Source organism: Gordonia amicalis (assembly GCF_022059885.1).
GTDB lineage: Bacteria > Actinomycetota > Actinomycetes > Mycobacteriales > Mycobacteriaceae > Gordonia > Gordonia amicalis.
In genome coordinates this window covers 1373236-1389455 of sequence record NZ_CP091855.1, presented here as the reverse complement: position 1 = coordinate 1389455, position 16220 = coordinate 1373236, and the positions used below count along the sequence as shown (strand labels likewise).

Annotated in this window: 13 protein-coding genes and 1 tRNA gene; 6 read left to right on the top strand and 8 right to left on the bottom strand. The window is 69.0% G+C overall.

What is annotated here, in order from left to right:
* Positions 1–16 precede the first annotated feature (16 nt).
* The 4 genes from IHQ52_RS06380 to IHQ52_RS06365 all read right to left on the bottom strand — a co-directional run bounded on the left by IHQ52_RS06380 (position 17) and on the right by IHQ52_RS06365 (position 4248).
* Positions 17–1474, bottom strand: a complete 1458-nt coding sequence (locus tag IHQ52_RS06380; RefSeq protein ID WP_006435832.1) for a sensor histidine kinase — start codon at positions 1472–1474, stop codon at positions 17–19.
* Positions 1474–2196 (bottom strand): response regulator transcription factor, encoded by a 723-nt coding sequence (locus IHQ52_RS06375; RefSeq protein ID WP_006435833.1) that lies wholly within the window; start codon positions 2194–2196, stop codon positions 1474–1476. Before IHQ52_RS06375 ends, IHQ52_RS06380 begins: the two co-directional genes overlap by 1 nt.
* Positions 2197–2286: 90 nt before the next feature.
* Positions 2287–2973, bottom strand: a complete 687-nt coding sequence (locus tag IHQ52_RS06370; protein WP_024500187.1) for a DUF899 domain-containing protein — start codon at positions 2971–2973, stop codon at positions 2287–2289.
* Positions 2974–3036: 63 nt separating this feature from the next.
* Entirely contained in the window at positions 3037–4248 is a 1212-nt protein-coding gene (locus tag IHQ52_RS06365) for a winged helix DNA-binding domain-containing protein (protein ID WP_024500188.1), read from the bottom strand.
* A 488-nt stretch (positions 4249–4736) separates the two neighbouring features.
* Between IHQ52_RS06365 and IHQ52_RS06360 the strand changes: the two genes are divergently transcribed.
* Complete coding sequence (locus tag IHQ52_RS06360) at positions 4737–8489, top strand: WD40 repeat domain-containing protein (RefSeq protein WP_096273024.1); 3753 nt, start codon at positions 4737–4739, stop codon at positions 8487–8489.
* 5 nt (positions 8490–8494) lie between these two features.
* Here IHQ52_RS06360 and IHQ52_RS06355 read toward each other — a convergent pair whose 3' ends face one another.
* A complete protein-coding gene (locus tag IHQ52_RS06355) occupies positions 8495–10120 on the bottom strand; it encodes a carboxylesterase/lipase family protein (RefSeq protein ID WP_096273022.1) in 1626 nt (541 codons plus the stop codon).
* Positions 10121–10192: 72 nt separating this feature from the next.
* Between IHQ52_RS06355 and IHQ52_RS06350 the strand changes: the two genes are divergently transcribed.
* Positions 10193–10546: a hypothetical protein gene (locus IHQ52_RS06350; protein ID WP_006435843.1), complete on the top strand. Its 354-nt coding sequence runs from the start codon at positions 10193–10195 to the stop codon at positions 10544–10546.
* A gap of 36 nt (positions 10547–10582) precedes the next feature.
* Here IHQ52_RS06350 and IHQ52_RS06345 read toward each other — a convergent pair.
* Positions 10583–10657 (bottom strand) — tRNA-Thr (locus tag IHQ52_RS06345).
* A 51-nt stretch (positions 10658–10708) separates the two neighbouring features.
* Positions 10709–11095 carry a RidA family protein gene (locus IHQ52_RS06340; RefSeq protein ID WP_024500191.1) on the bottom strand — a complete coding sequence of 129 codons (387 nt, stop codon included), beginning with the start codon at positions 11093–11095 and terminating at the stop codon, positions 10709–10711.
* Positions 11096–11262: 167 nt separating this feature from the next.
* Between IHQ52_RS06340 and IHQ52_RS06335 the strand changes: the two genes are divergently transcribed.
* The 4 genes from IHQ52_RS06335 to otsB all read left to right on the top strand — a co-directional run bounded on the left by IHQ52_RS06335 (position 11263) and on the right by otsB (position 15395).
* Positions 11263–12744, top strand: a complete 1482-nt coding sequence (locus tag IHQ52_RS06335; protein ID WP_024500192.1) for a threonine/serine exporter family protein — start codon at positions 11263–11265, stop codon at positions 12742–12744.
* Between the two features lie 113 nt (positions 12745–12857).
* Positions 12858–13019: a hypothetical protein gene (locus IHQ52_RS06330; RefSeq protein ID WP_005200235.1), complete on the top strand. Its 162-nt coding sequence runs from the start codon at positions 12858–12860 to the stop codon at positions 13017–13019.
* Between the two features lie 4 nt (positions 13020–13023).
* Positions 13024–14613, top strand: a complete 1590-nt coding sequence (locus IHQ52_RS06325) for an alpha,alpha-trehalose-phosphate synthase (UDP-forming) (RefSeq protein ID WP_006435847.1) — start codon at positions 13024–13026, stop codon at positions 14611–14613.
* Positions 14610–15395 carry a trehalose-phosphatase gene (otsB, locus tag IHQ52_RS06320; protein WP_096273020.1) on the top strand — a complete coding sequence of 262 codons (786 nt, stop codon included), beginning with the start codon at positions 14610–14612 and terminating at the stop codon, positions 15393–15395. The genes IHQ52_RS06325 and otsB overlap by 4 nt, the downstream gene beginning before the upstream one ends.
* A gap of 6 nt (positions 15396–15401) precedes the next feature.
* On the opposite strand, the gene IHQ52_RS06315 is transcribed toward otsB, so the two are convergent.
* Positions 15402–16211, bottom strand: coding sequence for a transglutaminase-like domain-containing protein (locus IHQ52_RS06315; protein WP_096273018.1), 810 nt, complete (start codon positions 16209–16211; stop codon positions 15402–15404).
* Positions 16212–16220 lie beyond the last annotated feature (9 nt).

Sequence of the window (16220 nt, the reverse complement as noted above, 5' to 3'; positions counted from 1 at the left end):
CTACTCAGGGAGCAGATCATTCTGCGAGGAGCGGCAGGCGGACCCAGAAGGTCGCACCCTCACCGGGCGTGGATTCGACGCCGACCCGACCCCCGTGCGCCTCCACGAGGGCGGCGACGATGGACAGGCCCAGGCCGCTTCCGCCGCCCGAACCCCGATAGCGTGACTGGTCACCACGGTAGAACCGCTCGAAGACGTGGTCAGCGTCTTCCGGGGCCAGTCCCGGTCCGGTGTCGGCGACCGTCAGCACCACCTCCGATCCGCCGCCGGGAGCTGCCTCGACCGCCAGCCCGACCGTGATCGACGCGTCGTCCGGGGTGTGGTTGACCGCGTTGCCGATGAGGTTGCGCAGCACCTGCAGAAGCTTCGGCGCGTCGCCGGATACGACGGGCGGCTGGTCGCCGGTCGTCACCTCGAGCCGGATGTTCCGATCCGGGGCGGCCACCCGTGCGGACTGCACGGCGTCAGCGGCCAGGCTCAACAGGTCGACCGGTGCCGTGGCGAGGGGACGCTGCGCGTCGAGACGAGCCAGCATCAGCAGGTCCTCGACGAGCAGGTTCATCCGGCCCGCCTCGTCGTCGATGCGCCGCATGGCATCCGTGACATCGGGAACACCGCCCTGCGAATAGAGTTCGGCGAATCCCTTGATGGAGGTCAGCGGCGTGCGCAGCTCGTGGCTGGCGTCGGCGATGAAGCGTCGCATCTCCTCTTCGGAGGCACGGGCCTGCCGCTCGGACGCCGCAGTGGTGACGAAGGCCTGCTGGATCTGGCCGAGCATCGTGTTCAGCGAATCCGACAGACTGCCGACCTCGGTGTTGGGTGCGGCCAGCGGAACTCGGCGCGTGAGGTCGCCCTCGGCGATCGCCTGAGCTGTCTCCTCGACCCTGCGCAGGGGACGAAGACTGGTCCGCACCAACAGATAACTGAGCACGCCGATGAGCACCACGACCACGGCGCCGATGGCGGACTGCAGCCAGATCAGCCGGCTCACGGTGGCATCGATGTCCGACATCGGCGTGGCCACGATCGACGTACCGAACCGGTTGCTGCGCTTGATCACCCGCCACTGGGGACCGTGCGGATCCACCGATCCGACGGTCACCGGACCGGCGTTGTCGCCGGTGAGCCGGTCGAGATCCGGGGCGTGGTCGAACTGGTTGTAGACGCTGACCGCCGAGATACCGTCCGGCCCGCGGAGAATCGACTCCACGTAGTACGGCGACGGCGGACGACGAGGCCCCGGCGGGCCGGAGCGCGGTTCGTCGGCCGGAGATCGCGGCTCGGCCCAGGTGCGGGTGGCGTTGACCAGTCCTTCGTCGGCGCGGGAGATGAGGTCCTGGCGCATCGACGAGGTGACCGCCACCCCGGAGGCCAACAGCCCGACGACCACCAGGGCGAGCGTGAGTGCGACCAGAGAGAACCGCAGTGGCACACCGCGCTTGCGCGGCTGCGGCGTCGGAACCGGTGCGGACATCAGCCGCGCGGCTCGCGCATCACATAGCCGACACCGCGCAGGGTGTGGATGAGACGCTTCTCGCCGTTGTCGAGTTTGCGACGCAGGTAGGAGACATAGGACTCGACGACGTTCACCTCACCGCCGAAGTCGTAGTTCCAGACATGATCGAGGATGCGCGGTTTGGACAGCACCGTCCCCGCGTTGACCATGAAGTACCGCAGCAGAGTGAACTCGGTCGGCGAGAGCTGGACCGGTTTGCCCGCCTTGAAGACCTCGTGGGTCTCGTCGTCGAGCTCGATGTCGGCGAAGGTGATCCGCGACGAGGCCTGCTGCTCCTCGCCGAATCCGCTGCGACGCAGGAGCACCTGCAATCGGGCGACGACCTCCTCGAGGCTGAACGGCTTGGTGACGTAGTCGTCGCCGCCGATCGTCAGCCCGTTGACCTTGTCCTCGACCGAGTCCCGAGCCGACAGGAACAAGGCGGGGGCCTCTATCCCGTCCGCGCGGAGACGACGCAACAGACCGAAACCGTCCATGCCCGGCATCATGACGTCGAGGATCAGGATGTCGGGTTTCCTGCTGCGACATCGGTCGATCGCCGCCGGTCCGTCGGCGGCGGTCTCGACGTCGTATCCCTGGAACTTCAGCGACACCGACAGCAGCTGACGGATGTTCTCCTCGTCGTCGACGACGAGGACCTTCGCGCCGCGCGCTGCGTCGTTCTCGGCCGGTCTGGTCACACGTCTACTGTTCCAAAGTCGCCTGGGGCCTCACTGGCCGGACACTGGGAGGTTCCTGTGAGCCCTGACCTGCGGCTTCATCGGCGCCCCTCAGACTGTGGGGTCGCCGTAAGCAGCAGCGATGGCCTCGGAGTCGCGCCACCGGGAGTAGGTGGGAACCTGGGGCCACCCGGCGGGCGAGTCCTGCCACTCCTCCTGGCGCCCCCACGGCAGCACGTCGAGAAGGCCGAACGTGAACCCGAGCTGTTCGGTCCCACGACCCGCGGTGTGCCAGGTGCGGTACACCGTGTCGCCGTCTCGTAGGAAGACGTTGATCGCGAAACCCTCACCCGGAGCGGCGTCGACGTCGGCGGAGAAGGTCGTCCCTGCCGAGGAGTACCAGTCCATGCGGTTGCCGACGCGCTTCTTGTAGGCCAGTACTTCTTCGATCGGACCGTGGGTGATGATCACGAACCGGGCGTCGTAGTCGGCGAGGAAGTCGAGTCGGCTGAACTGCGTCGTGTACCCGGTGCATCCGGGGCACTGGTAGGTCGCGCCGGGATTCCACATGTGGTTGTAGACGATCAGCCGCGACCTCCCGTCGAAGACGTCGACGAGACGGATCGGCCCGTCGGGTCCGGTCAGGGTGTAGTCCGGCATCTCGACCATCGGCAGGCGACGGCGCTGCGCGGCGATCGCGTCCAGTTCGCGGGTGGCCGCCTTCTCCCTGGCGCGCAGTTCCGCCAGCGCGGCGGTCCAGGTGTCGTGGTCGGCCACGGGTGGAAGTTGATCGCTCATCGCGGTGCCCTTTCGATCGATGCGGATGGTCCCGCAGAGGCAGACCACGGCGCGGAGCTCAACTCATCGCTGCCGCATGTACGGCGCGGCGTACCCGATCTTCATGGGTGCCTCGCGGAGCCACGCCGCCAGCTCCGCGGCCCGCGCGTCGAGTTTCCTCCGGGCCTCGGCCGGCAGGGGTTCGAGCGGGTGGATCGCGATCGAGTTGTCATCCCGGCGATACCAGCCGCCGACGATCCGCCCGTCCCACCACGCGGTCTGGCCGCCGTTGCCCACCGAGTCGAAGACCGCGGGTCCGTGATCGCCGAGGTAGAAATCGCGCTCCTTGAAGCCCATCGTCGTGGGATCGAGTTCGGGCAGCAGCACCGCCTGCGGTTCGCAGTCCTCGGCGTCCCCGTCCCCGTCCTCGTTGTCGCTGTCGCCGGGAAGGTCGTCGGGCAACACATGGCCGACGCCGCCGCCATCCAGGTCGACCTCTACCGTGCCGAGGTCGGCGAGCGCGACACGCACCGCGGTCTTGGTGGAACCCAGCCACCACACGATGTCGGTCTCGGTGCCCGGGCCGTACGTGCGCAGCCAGCGTTCGATGAGCGCTTTGTGCCCGTCGTGCACACTCGGCACGTCCGGGGTCTCGCCGAGCCACACCTTCATCGACGTCCACGCAGGGCGGGACAGATGCCAGTCGAGGCGGTTGGGTCCACGGACGATGTCGCCCGAGGCGTCGAGCATGTTGAGCACCCGCGGCCCGAAATGACTCTTACCGGCCCACGACTTGCCCTCGCCGAAGATGATCGACCCGTCCAGGGCGGGCAGTCGGCCGCGGAGTTCGGTGGACGTCAGGGACTCGCCGCCCGCGAGCTCGGCGAGGACCGCATCCCGCGCGGTCTCGATCCAGCCCTCCGGGTCGTCGACCTCGGGAGTGCGCCGGAGATCGCGGAGCATGTTGGTGCGCTCGGAGGCAGAGATGCGGGGACCGAGCGCACCGATCGACTCGGCCAGAAGATCTCGGGGGAAGGCGAAGAGTGTTCGGCGCATCGCGAGATGTCTGACGAGGGTCCGGTCCCCGTACAGCGCGGTGTCGATGTCGGTGCGGGCGAGACCGTCGACCCGCGCCCAGGCGGACAGGTACACCGTCGACGGCGTGGTCGAGTGGAGGCCGACCATCGTCCTCGCGGCGTCGACGGCGGACGGTGCTCGCGACGCGGCGTCGAGATGCATGCGACGCATCAGACGGGAACGGCGCTGGGCGTCGGTGATGCGGGGTCGCACTGGCATGCCGCGATCCTAGTGATCTGCCGAGCCGAGGAAGCAGAGGAAAAGGGGGAGCCGGGAAGAGGGGAAGCGGGTGCCGGAGACCGGCCGACCCCCATCGACCCGGTACCCCGGCACCCGCCCGGTTGCGTGGGCCGGACGACACACAGCCCCCGACGGGCAGTGCCTGAGAACACCTCCGTGTGTCCTGCGACCGACGCATCCTTACGCTCCCGACCCCCGGTCGGGAACGCCCACCAAGGAGACCCCACCGCGCGAGCCGAGTACAGCCGCCGTTCGGAATCGGGCGCGAACATCCAGGTCAGGACGCGAACGGACTATCCGGACCGGACACAGGCGAATCCGGATCCGGACGTGTTCAGGTCAGATGACCTGGTCGCTCGTGGCCCGACGTGTCCGTCGCCACGGCCTCCAACGCTGGCGCCCCCGTCCCACCTGTCGCAGAATGGGTCGGTCGATCAATCGTGCAGTCGGAGCGTGGAGTCGGGTGAGTGGATTTCGGTGAAGCGCTCGCGCGCCTGTTCGTGCAAGCGGGTCGCCCCACCCTTCGGGCATCGGCGGCCCGGGCCAAGGTCTCCGCGCAGCGGATCAGCGACTGGCGCAACGGCCGGCATCTGCCCCGCGACTTCGCGACCGTCGAACCACTCCTGGTCTGGCTGACGTCCCGGGCGGTGGCCGCGGGTGTCGCCGATGCCCTCACGATTCCCCAGTGGCGAGAACTGTGGCACCGCCACCTGAATCAGGAGGCGCCCGAAACCCCCGCGCCGCCGGCCCGCCACGCCCGACCCTATGCCGGACTGGCCACTCTCACCGCCGCCGACAGCGAGCTGTACTTCGGCCGCGACGACCTCGTCGGCGTCCTCGTCGACACGATCATCACCGCCGGGTCCGGGCCCTCGATGCTGTCGCCCTCTTCCCGGCTCGTCGTCGTCACGGGGGTGTCGGGTTCGGGCAAGTCGTCGCTGCTGCGTGCCGGACTGGCCCGCGACCCGCGGATCTCGACACCACGTCTCGCGGAGGTCACCCCGGACGGGCTCACCATCGCGCCGCCTGTCGACGGTGAGACCGACGCGGTCATCGTCATCGACCAGTTCGAGAACGTCTTCTCCCTTGCCGACGAGCTGCGATCGGCCACGATGCGCGAGGTCGAGGAACTCGCGGCCGACACCGTCGTGGTGGTGGGGGTCCGCGCGGACTTCTTCAGCCAGTGTGTGGAACACCCGTTCCTCGCCGACGCCTGGCAGAACCGCTGCGTGATCGTCTCGGAGATGACGCGCACCCAGCTCCGCGAGGTCATCACCGCCCCGGTCCGGCTGGCCGGTGGACGTATCGAGGCGGGCCTGGCCGATGTGATGATCACCGACCTGTACGAGGCGTCGACGGTCGGCGACCGCGCCGGGAGGCTGCCTCTGCTGGCCCACGTCCTCCAGGCGACCTGGGCACGACGGTCCGGCAACCGCATGACCCTCTCCGGCTATCGCGCGACCGGTGGCATCGCCCGCGCTGTCGCCGACACTGCGGAAGCCGCGTGGGAGGCCATCGCCCCCGAACACCGCGACCTCGCCCGCGCGGTCCTGTTGTCCCTCGTACATGTGGGTCCGGCCGGGATCGCGCTGCGGGTGCCGCTGTCGACCTCGACCGTCAGCAGCCGCTTCCCACCCGAGGTCTCGACCGTCATCGACGAGTTCGCGCAGGCCCGGCTGCTGACCGTGTCCGCCGAGTCGGTGATGCTGGTGCACGACGTGGTGCTGACCGCGTGGCCGCGCCTGGCCGCGTGGATCGCCGACGACTCCGACACCCACGTGTGGTGGCAGCAGCTCGACGCCGACACCCAGTCGTGGGTGGACAACGGCCGGAGCCGCTCGTTCCTCTACACCGGTTCGCGACTCGACGACGCGAAGCGCCACCGCGAAGCCCTGCGCAGCAACTACGTCCACCTGCTGAGCAGGGACAACGACGAGTTCCTCGACTCCGCGGTCGCGGCGCAGCGTCGGCGCCGACTGTTGCAGGTGGGCGCGGTCTCGGTGATCGCGGTCCTTGCGATCGCGGCGTCGATCACCGCGGTCATCGGTTTCCGACAGGCACACGACCTGCGACAGCAGCGAAACGCCGCGGAACGCGCGGCCCTGCTGTCCCACATCGACAGCATGGAGCACTCGAATCCGTCGTTGGCGGCGCGGCTCCTCCTCGTCGCGCATCAGCTCTACCCCGACGATCCGACGGTGGCCGGGCGCCTGCGCGGCGCGGCCACCAGCCCGCTCGCCACACAGATCACCGGTCACACCGGTCCCGTGTACGACCTGGCGTTCGACCGGTCGGGCCGCTACCTCGCCTCGGCGAGCGGCGACCGCACGGTCCGGGTGTGGGAGAGCACCGACAGCACTCCTCGCTACCGCGCAGTGGCCACCCTGCGCGGGTTCGGCAACTACGTCACCTCCACCGGCTTCCACCCGACCCGACCGCTCCTGGCCACCTCCAGCGGTGACGGTTCGGTCCGGGTCTGGGACCTCTCCGATCCCGCCCGGCCGGTGCTGCGGGTGACGGTGCCGCTGCGCCGCGGCACCGTCTACATGGCCCGCTTCTCCGCCGACGGGCGCACACTCGCTGCCTCGTCCGACGACGGTTCCATCACGGTGTTCGCGGTGTCGCCGACCGGGACACTGCGCGAGACCGCGGTGATCCGGGGTCACGGTGCCGCCGCGCGAACGCTGTCCTTCAGCCCCGACGGACGGCTGCTCGCCAGCGGCGGGGACGACCGCGTCGTGCGTCTGTGGACCACCGGCGAGCAGCCCGCGCCCGTCGGCGAACCCATCACCGGGTTCCCCAGCATCACGCACGCCGTCGCCTTCAGCCCGGACAGTCGCTCACTGGCCGTCACCGGCGACAGCCCGAACGCCCAACTCTGGGACGTGACACAGCCGATGTCCCCCCGGCCGCTCAGCACGGCACTCCCGACCGCCACCGCCGGCTCCTGGTCGGTCACTTTCGATCCGACGGGTTCGCAGATCGCCTCGGCACGCGCCGACGGCATGGTCCGGGTGTGGAACACGACGAATCGCAGTTCGCCCACGGCCCAGTGGGCGCTGCAGACCGCCTCCGAGCAGGGTTCCGTGCGCACCTTCTCGGCCGCCTTCGACCCGACCGGTGACCGCCTCGTGTCCGGACGGTCCGACGGCACGATCGATGTCTGGTCGTTGCCCGACCGTTCGGTCCCCGACCGGGGCGGCACGATCAGCGGGGTGGCCACCGACCCGGCGCAGCGCATCCTCGCGACCGTCGGCTCGGACACCACCCTCAACGTCTGGACCCTGGACGGCCCGGAGATGTCCCTGCGTTCCCGCACTCCCGTCCAGCGGCGGGTCAACGACCACCCGCGCGTCTCGGTTAACGAACGCGGAACCCTCGCGGCGACGGCCAACAACAACGGCGGTCTCGTCGAACTGTGGGACATCGGCAACCCGGACGCACCCCGTGCCGCAGCCAGATTGCCGGTCGCGACGCGCTACTCGTTCCCGGTCGGGTTCGCGCCCACCGGCAACGTCCTCGCGACCGGCGACACCGACACCACGATCGCCCTGTGGGACACCAGCGACCCCACCTCGCCGACCCGCATCGGTGCTCCCCTCCGCGGTCCGGCCGACCTCATCCGCAGCGTCGCCTTCAGCCCCGACGGCACCCGCCTCGCGGTGACCTCCGACGACAAGCGCGTGTACATCTACGACCTGACCACTCGGGACACCAAACCGGTGACAGTGATCGCCGACGACGCACCCGTCACGCAAGCGGCCTTCGACGACGACGGCGCGGTCCTGGTCGTGGCCGCCCGCGATCTGTCCACCTGGCGGCTGCCGGCAACGGACACCGACGGCGGGGCCGAACTGATCGACCGGCATGAGGACATGTACGCCAACACGCTGTCCATGTCGCCCAACCGGATCGCGGTGGGCACCTCCACGCACGAGCTGATCAGCTTCGCGCTCGCCGACGACGGCACGCTGAGCGATCGGCAGTCGGTGGGGTCGCTGCTCAACTCCACCGACACCACCACGACCTGGCAGGTCCCGGTCCGGCTCCCGGCGGACGACGAGATCATCGCCGGCGGCGACACCACCGGCAACGTCTACGTGCACACGCTGGCGGTGCCCGACGCCCGCGAATGGGTATGCGACAGCACGACTCCCATGACCGAGGCGCAGCGGGAGACCTATCTGCCCCACGCCGACATCCGGGGCGACTGCGACTGAGATGGTCAGCGGAAGCCGAGCACTTCCTCGCCCCACGCCTCCCACAGGTCGCCGTCGAGATTCTGGATCACCCGGTCCTCGGCGTCGATGCGCAACACGGGTCGACGACCGGTGTCGTAGATCGGCCAGTCGTCGCCGAGCGGGCCGGCGTCGGGTGCGCGACCGTGCGCGAACGACGTCCACCGGCGCATGAGTCTCTCCGACACGGCTTCTCCGTGTCTGCGTCCGCCGAGCAGGAACGTGATGTCCCGCGGACCCGAACCGAGATTCCCCCATACGTAGGGCACCTCGGTGGCATGGGCGGCGCCGAGACCCAACAACCGGAACATCCTGGTGGTCCAGTCATATCGGTAGACGTAGACGGGCGCCCGATGTGCATGGACATCCGCGAGCCACAGCGTGGGCATGCGGAACGCGACGTCGCGCGCCACCCCGAGACCGGTGACCTTGGGGCGCAGACCCGAGTACGCCGAAAGCACTTGTGCGCGTTCGGGCAACACCACCTCGGGGTATTCCTCGCGCATGCCGGCGAACATCCGCTCGATCTCCTCGGTCGTGATCGGCATGAGCGGCGACTTCATGTATTTGAAGAGGTTCGCCTCGTCGCGGTTGGTCCCGATGATCAGCGGGACGGGCAGCGCCCGACCGTCACGGTAGACGTCGAGGGGATATTCGGGCAGCAGGTCGCCGTCGACCACCGGGGCGAAGGCGATGGTGCCGGGCGATTCGGTGGGAACCTTGGCGAACAGTTCCGTGGTCAGCGTCGAACACCTTGCGCCGTCGAGGGATTCGAGACGTTCCACCACCCCCGCCGTGTCGCCCGGGTCCTCGACACCGACGGTCTCGAGCAGCATCTGCGCGACGCGGGCGGCCCGGTCGGCGCCGTACATCGACGTCACCGGCGAACTCTGTGCGATCGCGCGGCCGAACAGTCCCTCCGCCGCGGGCATCGTCAACAGCGCGGTGACGAGCCCGGCGCCCGCCGACTCACCGAACAGGGTCACCTTGTCCGGATCGCCGCCGAAGGCAGAGATGTGGTCGCGCACCCAGGCCAGCGCCGTGAGGACGTCGCTGAGGCCGACGTTCGACTCGAAGCGGGGATCGATCGACGACAGGTCGGCGAACCCGAGCACGCCGAGCCGGTAGTTCAGGGTCACGATCACCACGTCGCCGGTGGCGGCGAGCGCCGCGCCGTCGTAGTACGGCTGGCTGCCGGAACCCAGCACGTACGCTCCGCCGTGCAGCCAGACCATGACCGGCAGTGCGACGGCGTCGTGCGCATGCTCCGACGCCCCCGGTGGTGTCCACACGTTGAGGAACAGACAGTCCTCGTCCATCACGACGTCCGGTCCGAGCCGGACGGCCGGGTTGAGTTCCTGCGGGCACACGGCGCCGAACATCTGGGCGTCGATGACGGTGTCGGCGTCGCCGTCGGGGATCAGCGGCCGGGCACGACGCCATCGCAGGTCGTCCAGAGGCGGCCGCGCATATCGGATACCGCGCCAGACATCGGCGCGGTCGGTGGCGACCCCGCGGTAGGTACCCAGCGCGGTACGAGCAAGCGGATCCGCGGCCGGCGACGCCGACGTCGTCTCGGCTACGGCGGAGATACCGGGTTCGTCGTGCTCCATCTGTACATCGTGCCCTGCAAGAGGAACCACGGGTGGCCGGAACGCGCACCTCGGCTGGGTAAAGTGCAGACCATGGATGTACTACGCAACGTCGTAATTCTGCTGCACATCGTCGGCTTCGCGGTGACCTTCGGAACCTGGGTCTCGCAGGCGGTCACCCGCGAGTTCCGGTTCACCCGCGTCATGGACTACGGCGTGCTGCTGTCGTTCATCACCGGACTCGCGCTCGCCGCGCCGTGGCCCGCCGGGATCGACCTGAACTACCCGAAGATCGGCATCAAGCTGGTCATCCTCGTCGCCCTCGGTGCGATCCTCGGCATCGGCAGCGCGCGACAGAAGCGCACCGGTGAACCGGTGCCGCGTGCACTGTTCTGGACCGTGGGCGCGTTGTCGCTGCTCGCAGCCGGTCTCGCCGTCATCTGGTGACACGAGAGGTGGCGGGCGTTCGAGCCCGCCACCTCGTGGAGCCCCCTGTCAGGATTGAACTGACGACCGCTCGCTTACAAGGCGAGTGCTCTACCACTGAGCTAAGGAGGCGTGCGTGCGCGAGTATATCCACCGCGCCCGCGCCCGACCCAGCGGACCCGGTCAGGCCGGGATCGCGGCGACCGCCTCGATCTCCACCAACTGGTCGTCGTAGGCCAGTACCGAGACACCCAGCAGGCTGCCGGCCGGCTTGTGGTCACCGAAGGCCGCGGTCACCGCATCCCACGCGACCACCAGGTCGGCTTGTAGGTGTTCGGCGACGAAGACGGTGACCTTGGCCACGTCGGCCAGCGACGCACCCGCCTCGGCGAGTGCCGTCTCCAGGTTCGCCATGCACCTCCGGGCCTGTTCGCTGACGTTGCCCGGGGCGACGGTGGCGCCGTCCTCGTCGATGGGTGCGGCACCCGCGGTGAAGACGAGACTGCCGGGGGCCACTGTCGCACTTCGGGTGTGACCGTCACGGGGACCGTTGATCTGCACTGAGGACATGCCACGATCCTAGAGTGCCGCGGCGGGCTCGCGGCCCTGCGTGAGTTCCGCCGTGTCCCGGTGGTTCGCAGACGAGATCGATTCGGTGTCAAGATCGAAGCGGCAGTCGGCGACGATCGACGACTCCCCACCGACCGCGAACGTTCGACCGATCCAAGGAGGCATGCGTGCGCGAACAGCTCGGCCGCGCGCTTCGTCGACTCACCGGTACCCGGCAGGCGACGATCGACACGATCGAACCCGGCAGCATCATGGTGTCGCCGCGCAAACCTATCGAACCGTTCGACGTCGCGGCGATCACCGAGGTGCTCGACCTCGCCACCAAGATCGGCGCCGTCCTGCTCGACTCGGGCACCGGCGCGATCGACACCCAGACCCAGATCAAGTTCGTCGCAGGCGTTTACGGCCTCGATGACGTCGACGTCGACGTCACCTACAACACGATCGTCGTCAGCGCCCGGCGAGGCGCCACCCTCCCGCCGATCACCACGATGGAGCAGGTCTACTACCGCTCGATGGACTTCACCCGGCTCGCCCAGGTGGACCGGCTCGTCCGGCGCATCCGCGACTCCGGCATCACCCCGTCGACCGCGCACCGGATGGTCGACGAGATCATCACCGCTCCACATCCGTACCCGCACTGGGTCGCGACGGTCGCGTGGGGCGCGATGGCTTCGGGGATCTCCGTCCTGCTCGGCGGCCAGTATCTGGTCGCCGCCCTGGCGTTCCTCACCACGGTCGCGATAGTGGTGGTCAACCGGAACCTCAACCGGATCGGTACGCCCGTCTTCTTTCAGCAGCTCGTCGGCGGATTCATCGCCGTGGTCCCGGCGGCCCTCGTCTTCGGCGCGGCCGACCGGCTCGGTGTGGAGATAGCACCGTCACAGGTCATCGCCGCCGGCATCGTCGTCCTGCTCTCGGGACTGTCGCTCGTCGGTTCGGTGCAGGACGCCATCACCGGCGCCCCGATCACCGGCGTCGCCCGGTTCTTCGAACTCCTCCTCATGACCGGCGGCATCATCGCCGGTGTCGGTGTGGCCATCCGGCTGCTCGAGGCGGGCGGCATCTTCCTGCCGACGATCACCACGACCACGAGCTTCGAAGCGGTGGAACTGCCGATCCGGGTGGCTGCGGGCGCCTTCGCGGCCTGCGCCTACGCACTGGCCAGCTATGCCGAGACACGCGCGCTCGGGGTCGCCTTCCTCGGCGGCCTCATCGGTACCGCGGTCGCGGCGTCGGCGACCCTCACCTCGATCGGCGAGGTGATCGCCAACGGTCTCGCCGCTGCATTCGTCGGACTCGTCGGTGGCCTGATGGCCCGCCGCGCACTGACGCCGCCGCTGGTCGTCGCGGTCGCCGGCATCACCCCGCTCCTGCCGGGTCTGGCGGTCTACCGCGGCCTGTACGGCATCCTCGGCGAACAGACGCTCAGCGGTTTCACCTGGATCGCGAGCGCCCTCGCCATCGGATGCGCCCTCGCCGCGGGCGTCACCCTCGGTGAGTTCGTCGCCCGGTCGCTGCGCCGGCCACAGCTGCCCCCGCGGCCCGACTGGAGCCTGCGGCGTCGCCTCCTCGCCCAGCGCGAGGCCCGCGAGGGCCGGGCGATCCGCCAGAACCGACGGTGGCCCCCACCACCGCGGCGGTTCTGAGCACCCTCATCCCCCGGGTAGAATGGCGAATCGGGCGCGCCGCCCATCGGCCGCTCCAGCCCGTACGGCCCCAGGCCACACCGCGACACCGCACGCACTACGAGGGGACTCACATGCCCGCGAAGACCACCGACATCGCCGACGAAGAACTGGAACCGGTAGCCGACGAGACCGCCAATTCGGCGCGTCGCGTCGTGGCCGCCTACGCCACCGACGCCGACGAATGCCGGATGCTGCTCGCCATGCTGGGGATCGCGCCGGGCGAGAACGCCTGATCAGGTGACGCCGCGACCGGCTGGAACCGGGCACGACGCCGCCCGAGACCGCGAGTACGGGGAGGGGCCCAACCGGGTTGCTCCGCACGACGGCGCAGAGTTCGTCGTCGTCGCCAACCGTCTGCCCGTCGACAAGGAGGTCCTGCCCGACGGCACGGTCAACTGGAAGCGGAGTCCCGGCGGCCTGGTGACCGCTCTCGAACCGATTCTGCGAGCCAACACCGGTGCGTGGGTCGGATGGTCGGGTATCCCCGATTCCGACGACAATCCCCCGGACATCGAGGGCATCGACATCCACGCGGTGCCGCTGTCCACCCGGGAGATCGCCGAGTACTACGAGGGCTTCTCCAACGGCGCACTGTGGCCGCTCTACCACGACGTCATCGTCAAACCCGAGTACCACCGCGAGTGGTGGAACACCTATGTCGAGGTCAACCGGCGGTTCGCCGAGGCCGCGTCGAAGGCGGCCGGCGAGGGTGCGGTCGTGTGGGTGCAGGACTATCAGCTGCAGCTCGTCCCGAAGATGCTGCGCATGCTGCGGCCCGACGTGAAGATCGGCTTCTTCCTACACATCCCGTTCCCGCCGGTGGAACTGTTCATGCAGATGCCGTGGCGCACCGAGATCGTCGAGGGCCTCCTGGGCGCCGACCTGATCGGTTTCCACCTGCCCGGTGGAGCTCAGAACTTCCTCTTCCTCGCGCGCCGGCTGGCCGGCCAGGCCACCAGCAAGGGCACCGTCGGTGTCCGGTCGCGCTTCGGCGTCGTCCAGGCCGGCTTCCGCACCGTGCGCGTGGGTGCGTTCCCGATCTCGATCGACTCCGGCGAACTCGCCGCACTGGCGAAGACCAAGAAGATCCGTGATCGGGCCGCCGAGATCCGCAAGGAACTGGGCAACCCCAGAACGATCATGCTCGGCGTCGACCGACTCGACTACACCAAGGGCATCGACGTCCGCCTCAAGGCGATCTCGGAGTTGCTGGACGAGGAACGGCTCGACCCGTCCGAAACGGTGATGATCCAGCTCGCCACCCCCAGTCGGGAACGCGTCGAGAGCTACAAGCGGATGCGCGCGGGAATCGAGCAACTGGTCGGCAACATCAACGGCAACCACAGCAGCACGGTGAGCCGGCCGGTCGTCCAGTATCTCCACCGACCGGTGCCGCGCGATGAGCTCATCGCCTTCTTCGTGGCCGCCGATGTAATGCTGGTGACACCCCTGCGCGACGGCATGAACCTCGTGGCCAAGGAGTACGTGGCCTGCCGCAGTGACCTCGGCGGCGCCCTGGTGCTCAGCGAGTTCACCGGTGCCGCAGCCGAATTGCGGTCGGCGTACCAGGCCAACCCGTATGACCTCGACGGAGTGAAGGACGCCATCGAGGCAGCGGTGAACCAGAGCGAACACGAGGGACGACGCCGCATGCGGGCGCTGCGCCGACAGGTACTCGCCCACGACGTCGACAAATGGGCCCGCAGCTTCCTGGGTACTCTCGGCGAGAACTCGGAGACCGAACTGGAACCGAACCGCGGTGTACACCTGGTGGACTCGGACGCCGAGGCCGCCGAGGCGTCGGACGGGGTCGTCGACAACGTATGAGCGACACCGGGATTCCCGCGGCGCTACGCGAGGCCCTCGAGGAGGCGGCGCGCGCACGGCGGCTGCTCGTCGCTTCCGACTACGACGGATGCGTGTCGCCGATCGTGTCGCGTCCGGAGGACGCGGTACCCGATCCCGCGTCGGTCATCGCCCTGGAGGCGGCCGCTGCGCTCGCCGACACCGAGGTCGCGGTCATCTCCGGTCGTGAGCTCGCCGTCCTCGCAGCGCTGTCCGGCCTGTCGGCACCGGTGACGCTGGTCGGGAGTCACGGCAGCGAGTTCGACACCGGTTTCGCGGTCGAGGTGACCGACGAGGCACGCGCACTGCTCGTCCGGCTCATCGACGAATTGCGCGGCATCGCAGCACGATTCCCCGGCTCGACGGTCGAGACCAAACCCGCGAGCACCGTGCTGCACGTCCGCAACGCGGACCCGGATGACGCCGTGACTGCACTCGAATGCGCACGATCCGGCCCCGGCGCCTGGGACGGCGTACATCCCACCGAGGGCAAGAGCGTGCTCGAACTCGCGGTCATCGAAACCAGCAAGGGACATGCACTCGACACCCTGCGGGAGCGTCTCGACTGCGACGTCGTCATCTACCTGGGCGACGACGTGACCGATGAGAAGGCGTTCGCGCACCTGCGTCCCGACGCCGGTGACATCGGTATCAAGGTCGGCGACGGGGATACGGCCGCCGGATTCCGGATCGGGGACACCGACGACGTCGCCGCCGTTCTCGATCACGTGGCCACCGCGCGGCGAGGCGTTCTCGGCGCTTGATCCGGTTCAGCCGATGGTGATGCGGGTCGTCGCGTCGTCGTAGGGCAGCTCACCGCGGACCGTGGCGGTCACCGCATAGGAGTTGAGGGTGATCGTGCCGCGGTGGTTGTCGAGGAAGGCGGTGTCCGCGGCGTCGCGTCCGGTGGCGATGCGGACGAACGACTGCCGGGGGGCGAGCCGCGTGGCGTCGACGACCACCCATCGACCGTCGATGATCGCCTCCGCGACGGCGTGGAAATCCATCGGGGAGCATCCCGGCGCGTACACGGCGACGAGCCGGGCCGGGATGTTCAGCGCTCTGAGGAGTGCGACGACAAGGTGTGCGTAGTCCCGGCACACCCCGGCCCCGGCGAGCAGGGTGTCGACGGCACCGTCGATGGGGTCGCTCGTCCCGGGAATGTAGCTGAGCCGTTTCTGGACGAAGGTCACCACCTGATCCAGGAGTTCCCCCTCGGGCAGCGACAGGTCGAACTGCCCGGCGACGAACCCGAAGAACTTGTCGCACTCCGCATACCGACTGGGCCGCAGGTACCGCGACCGGTCGGTGCTCTCCACCGGGAGCGGGTCCGCGGGAGTGAGGATCTCGGCGGTGTAGTCGATCGTCAGCAGTCCGCGGTCGAGCTGCATCCGGTGGATCCGCGACCCGTGGTCGGCGACGAGCTCCTCCGCGGCGACGGCCTCGCCGTCCAGCTCGATCTTGAGTTCCTCCTGCAACTGCAGGCCGGGCAGCTTCGCGACCGTGATCTGCATCTCGAGTTCGGTCGGGTCGTCGATGCGCACCTCGAGCCGGGCGGACACATCGCGGGGCAGGGTCATGCCCCCCAC

Excerpts from the sequence above, each read along its gene's own strand:
- IHQ52_RS06330 (WP_005200235.1), top strand. The coding sequence starts at position 12,858 with ATGCCCGCGAAGACCACCGACATCGCCGACGAAGAACTGGAACCGGTA.
- IHQ52_RS06370 (WP_024500187.1), bottom strand. The coding sequence starts at position 2,973 with ATGAGCGATCAACTTCCACCCGTGGCCGACCACGACACCTGGACCGCC.
- IHQ52_RS06350 (WP_006435843.1), top strand. The coding sequence starts at position 10,193 with ATGGATGTACTACGCAACGTCGTAATTCTGCTGCACATCGTCGGCTTC.
- IHQ52_RS06365 (WP_024500188.1), bottom strand. The coding sequence starts at position 4,248 with ATGCCAGTGCGACCCCGCATCACCGACGCCCAGCGCCGTTCCCGTCTG.
- IHQ52_RS06380 (WP_006435832.1), bottom strand. The coding sequence starts at position 1,474 with ATGTCCGCACCGGTTCCGACGCCGCAGCCGCGCAAGCGCGGTGTGCCA.
- IHQ52_RS06315 (WP_096273018.1), bottom strand. The coding sequence starts at position 16,211 with ATGACCCTGCCCCGCGATGTGTCCGCCCGGCTCGAGGTGCGCATCGAC.
- otsB (WP_096273020.1), top strand. The coding sequence starts at position 14,610 with ATGAGCGACACCGGGATTCCCGCGGCGCTACGCGAGGCCCTCGAGGAG.
- IHQ52_RS06355 (WP_096273022.1), bottom strand. The coding sequence starts at position 10,120 with ATGGAGCACGACGAACCCGGTATCTCCGCCGTAGCCGAGACGACGTCG.
- IHQ52_RS06340 (WP_024500191.1), bottom strand. The coding sequence starts at position 11,095 with ATGTCCTCAGTGCAGATCAACGGTCCCCGTGACGGTCACACCCGAAGT.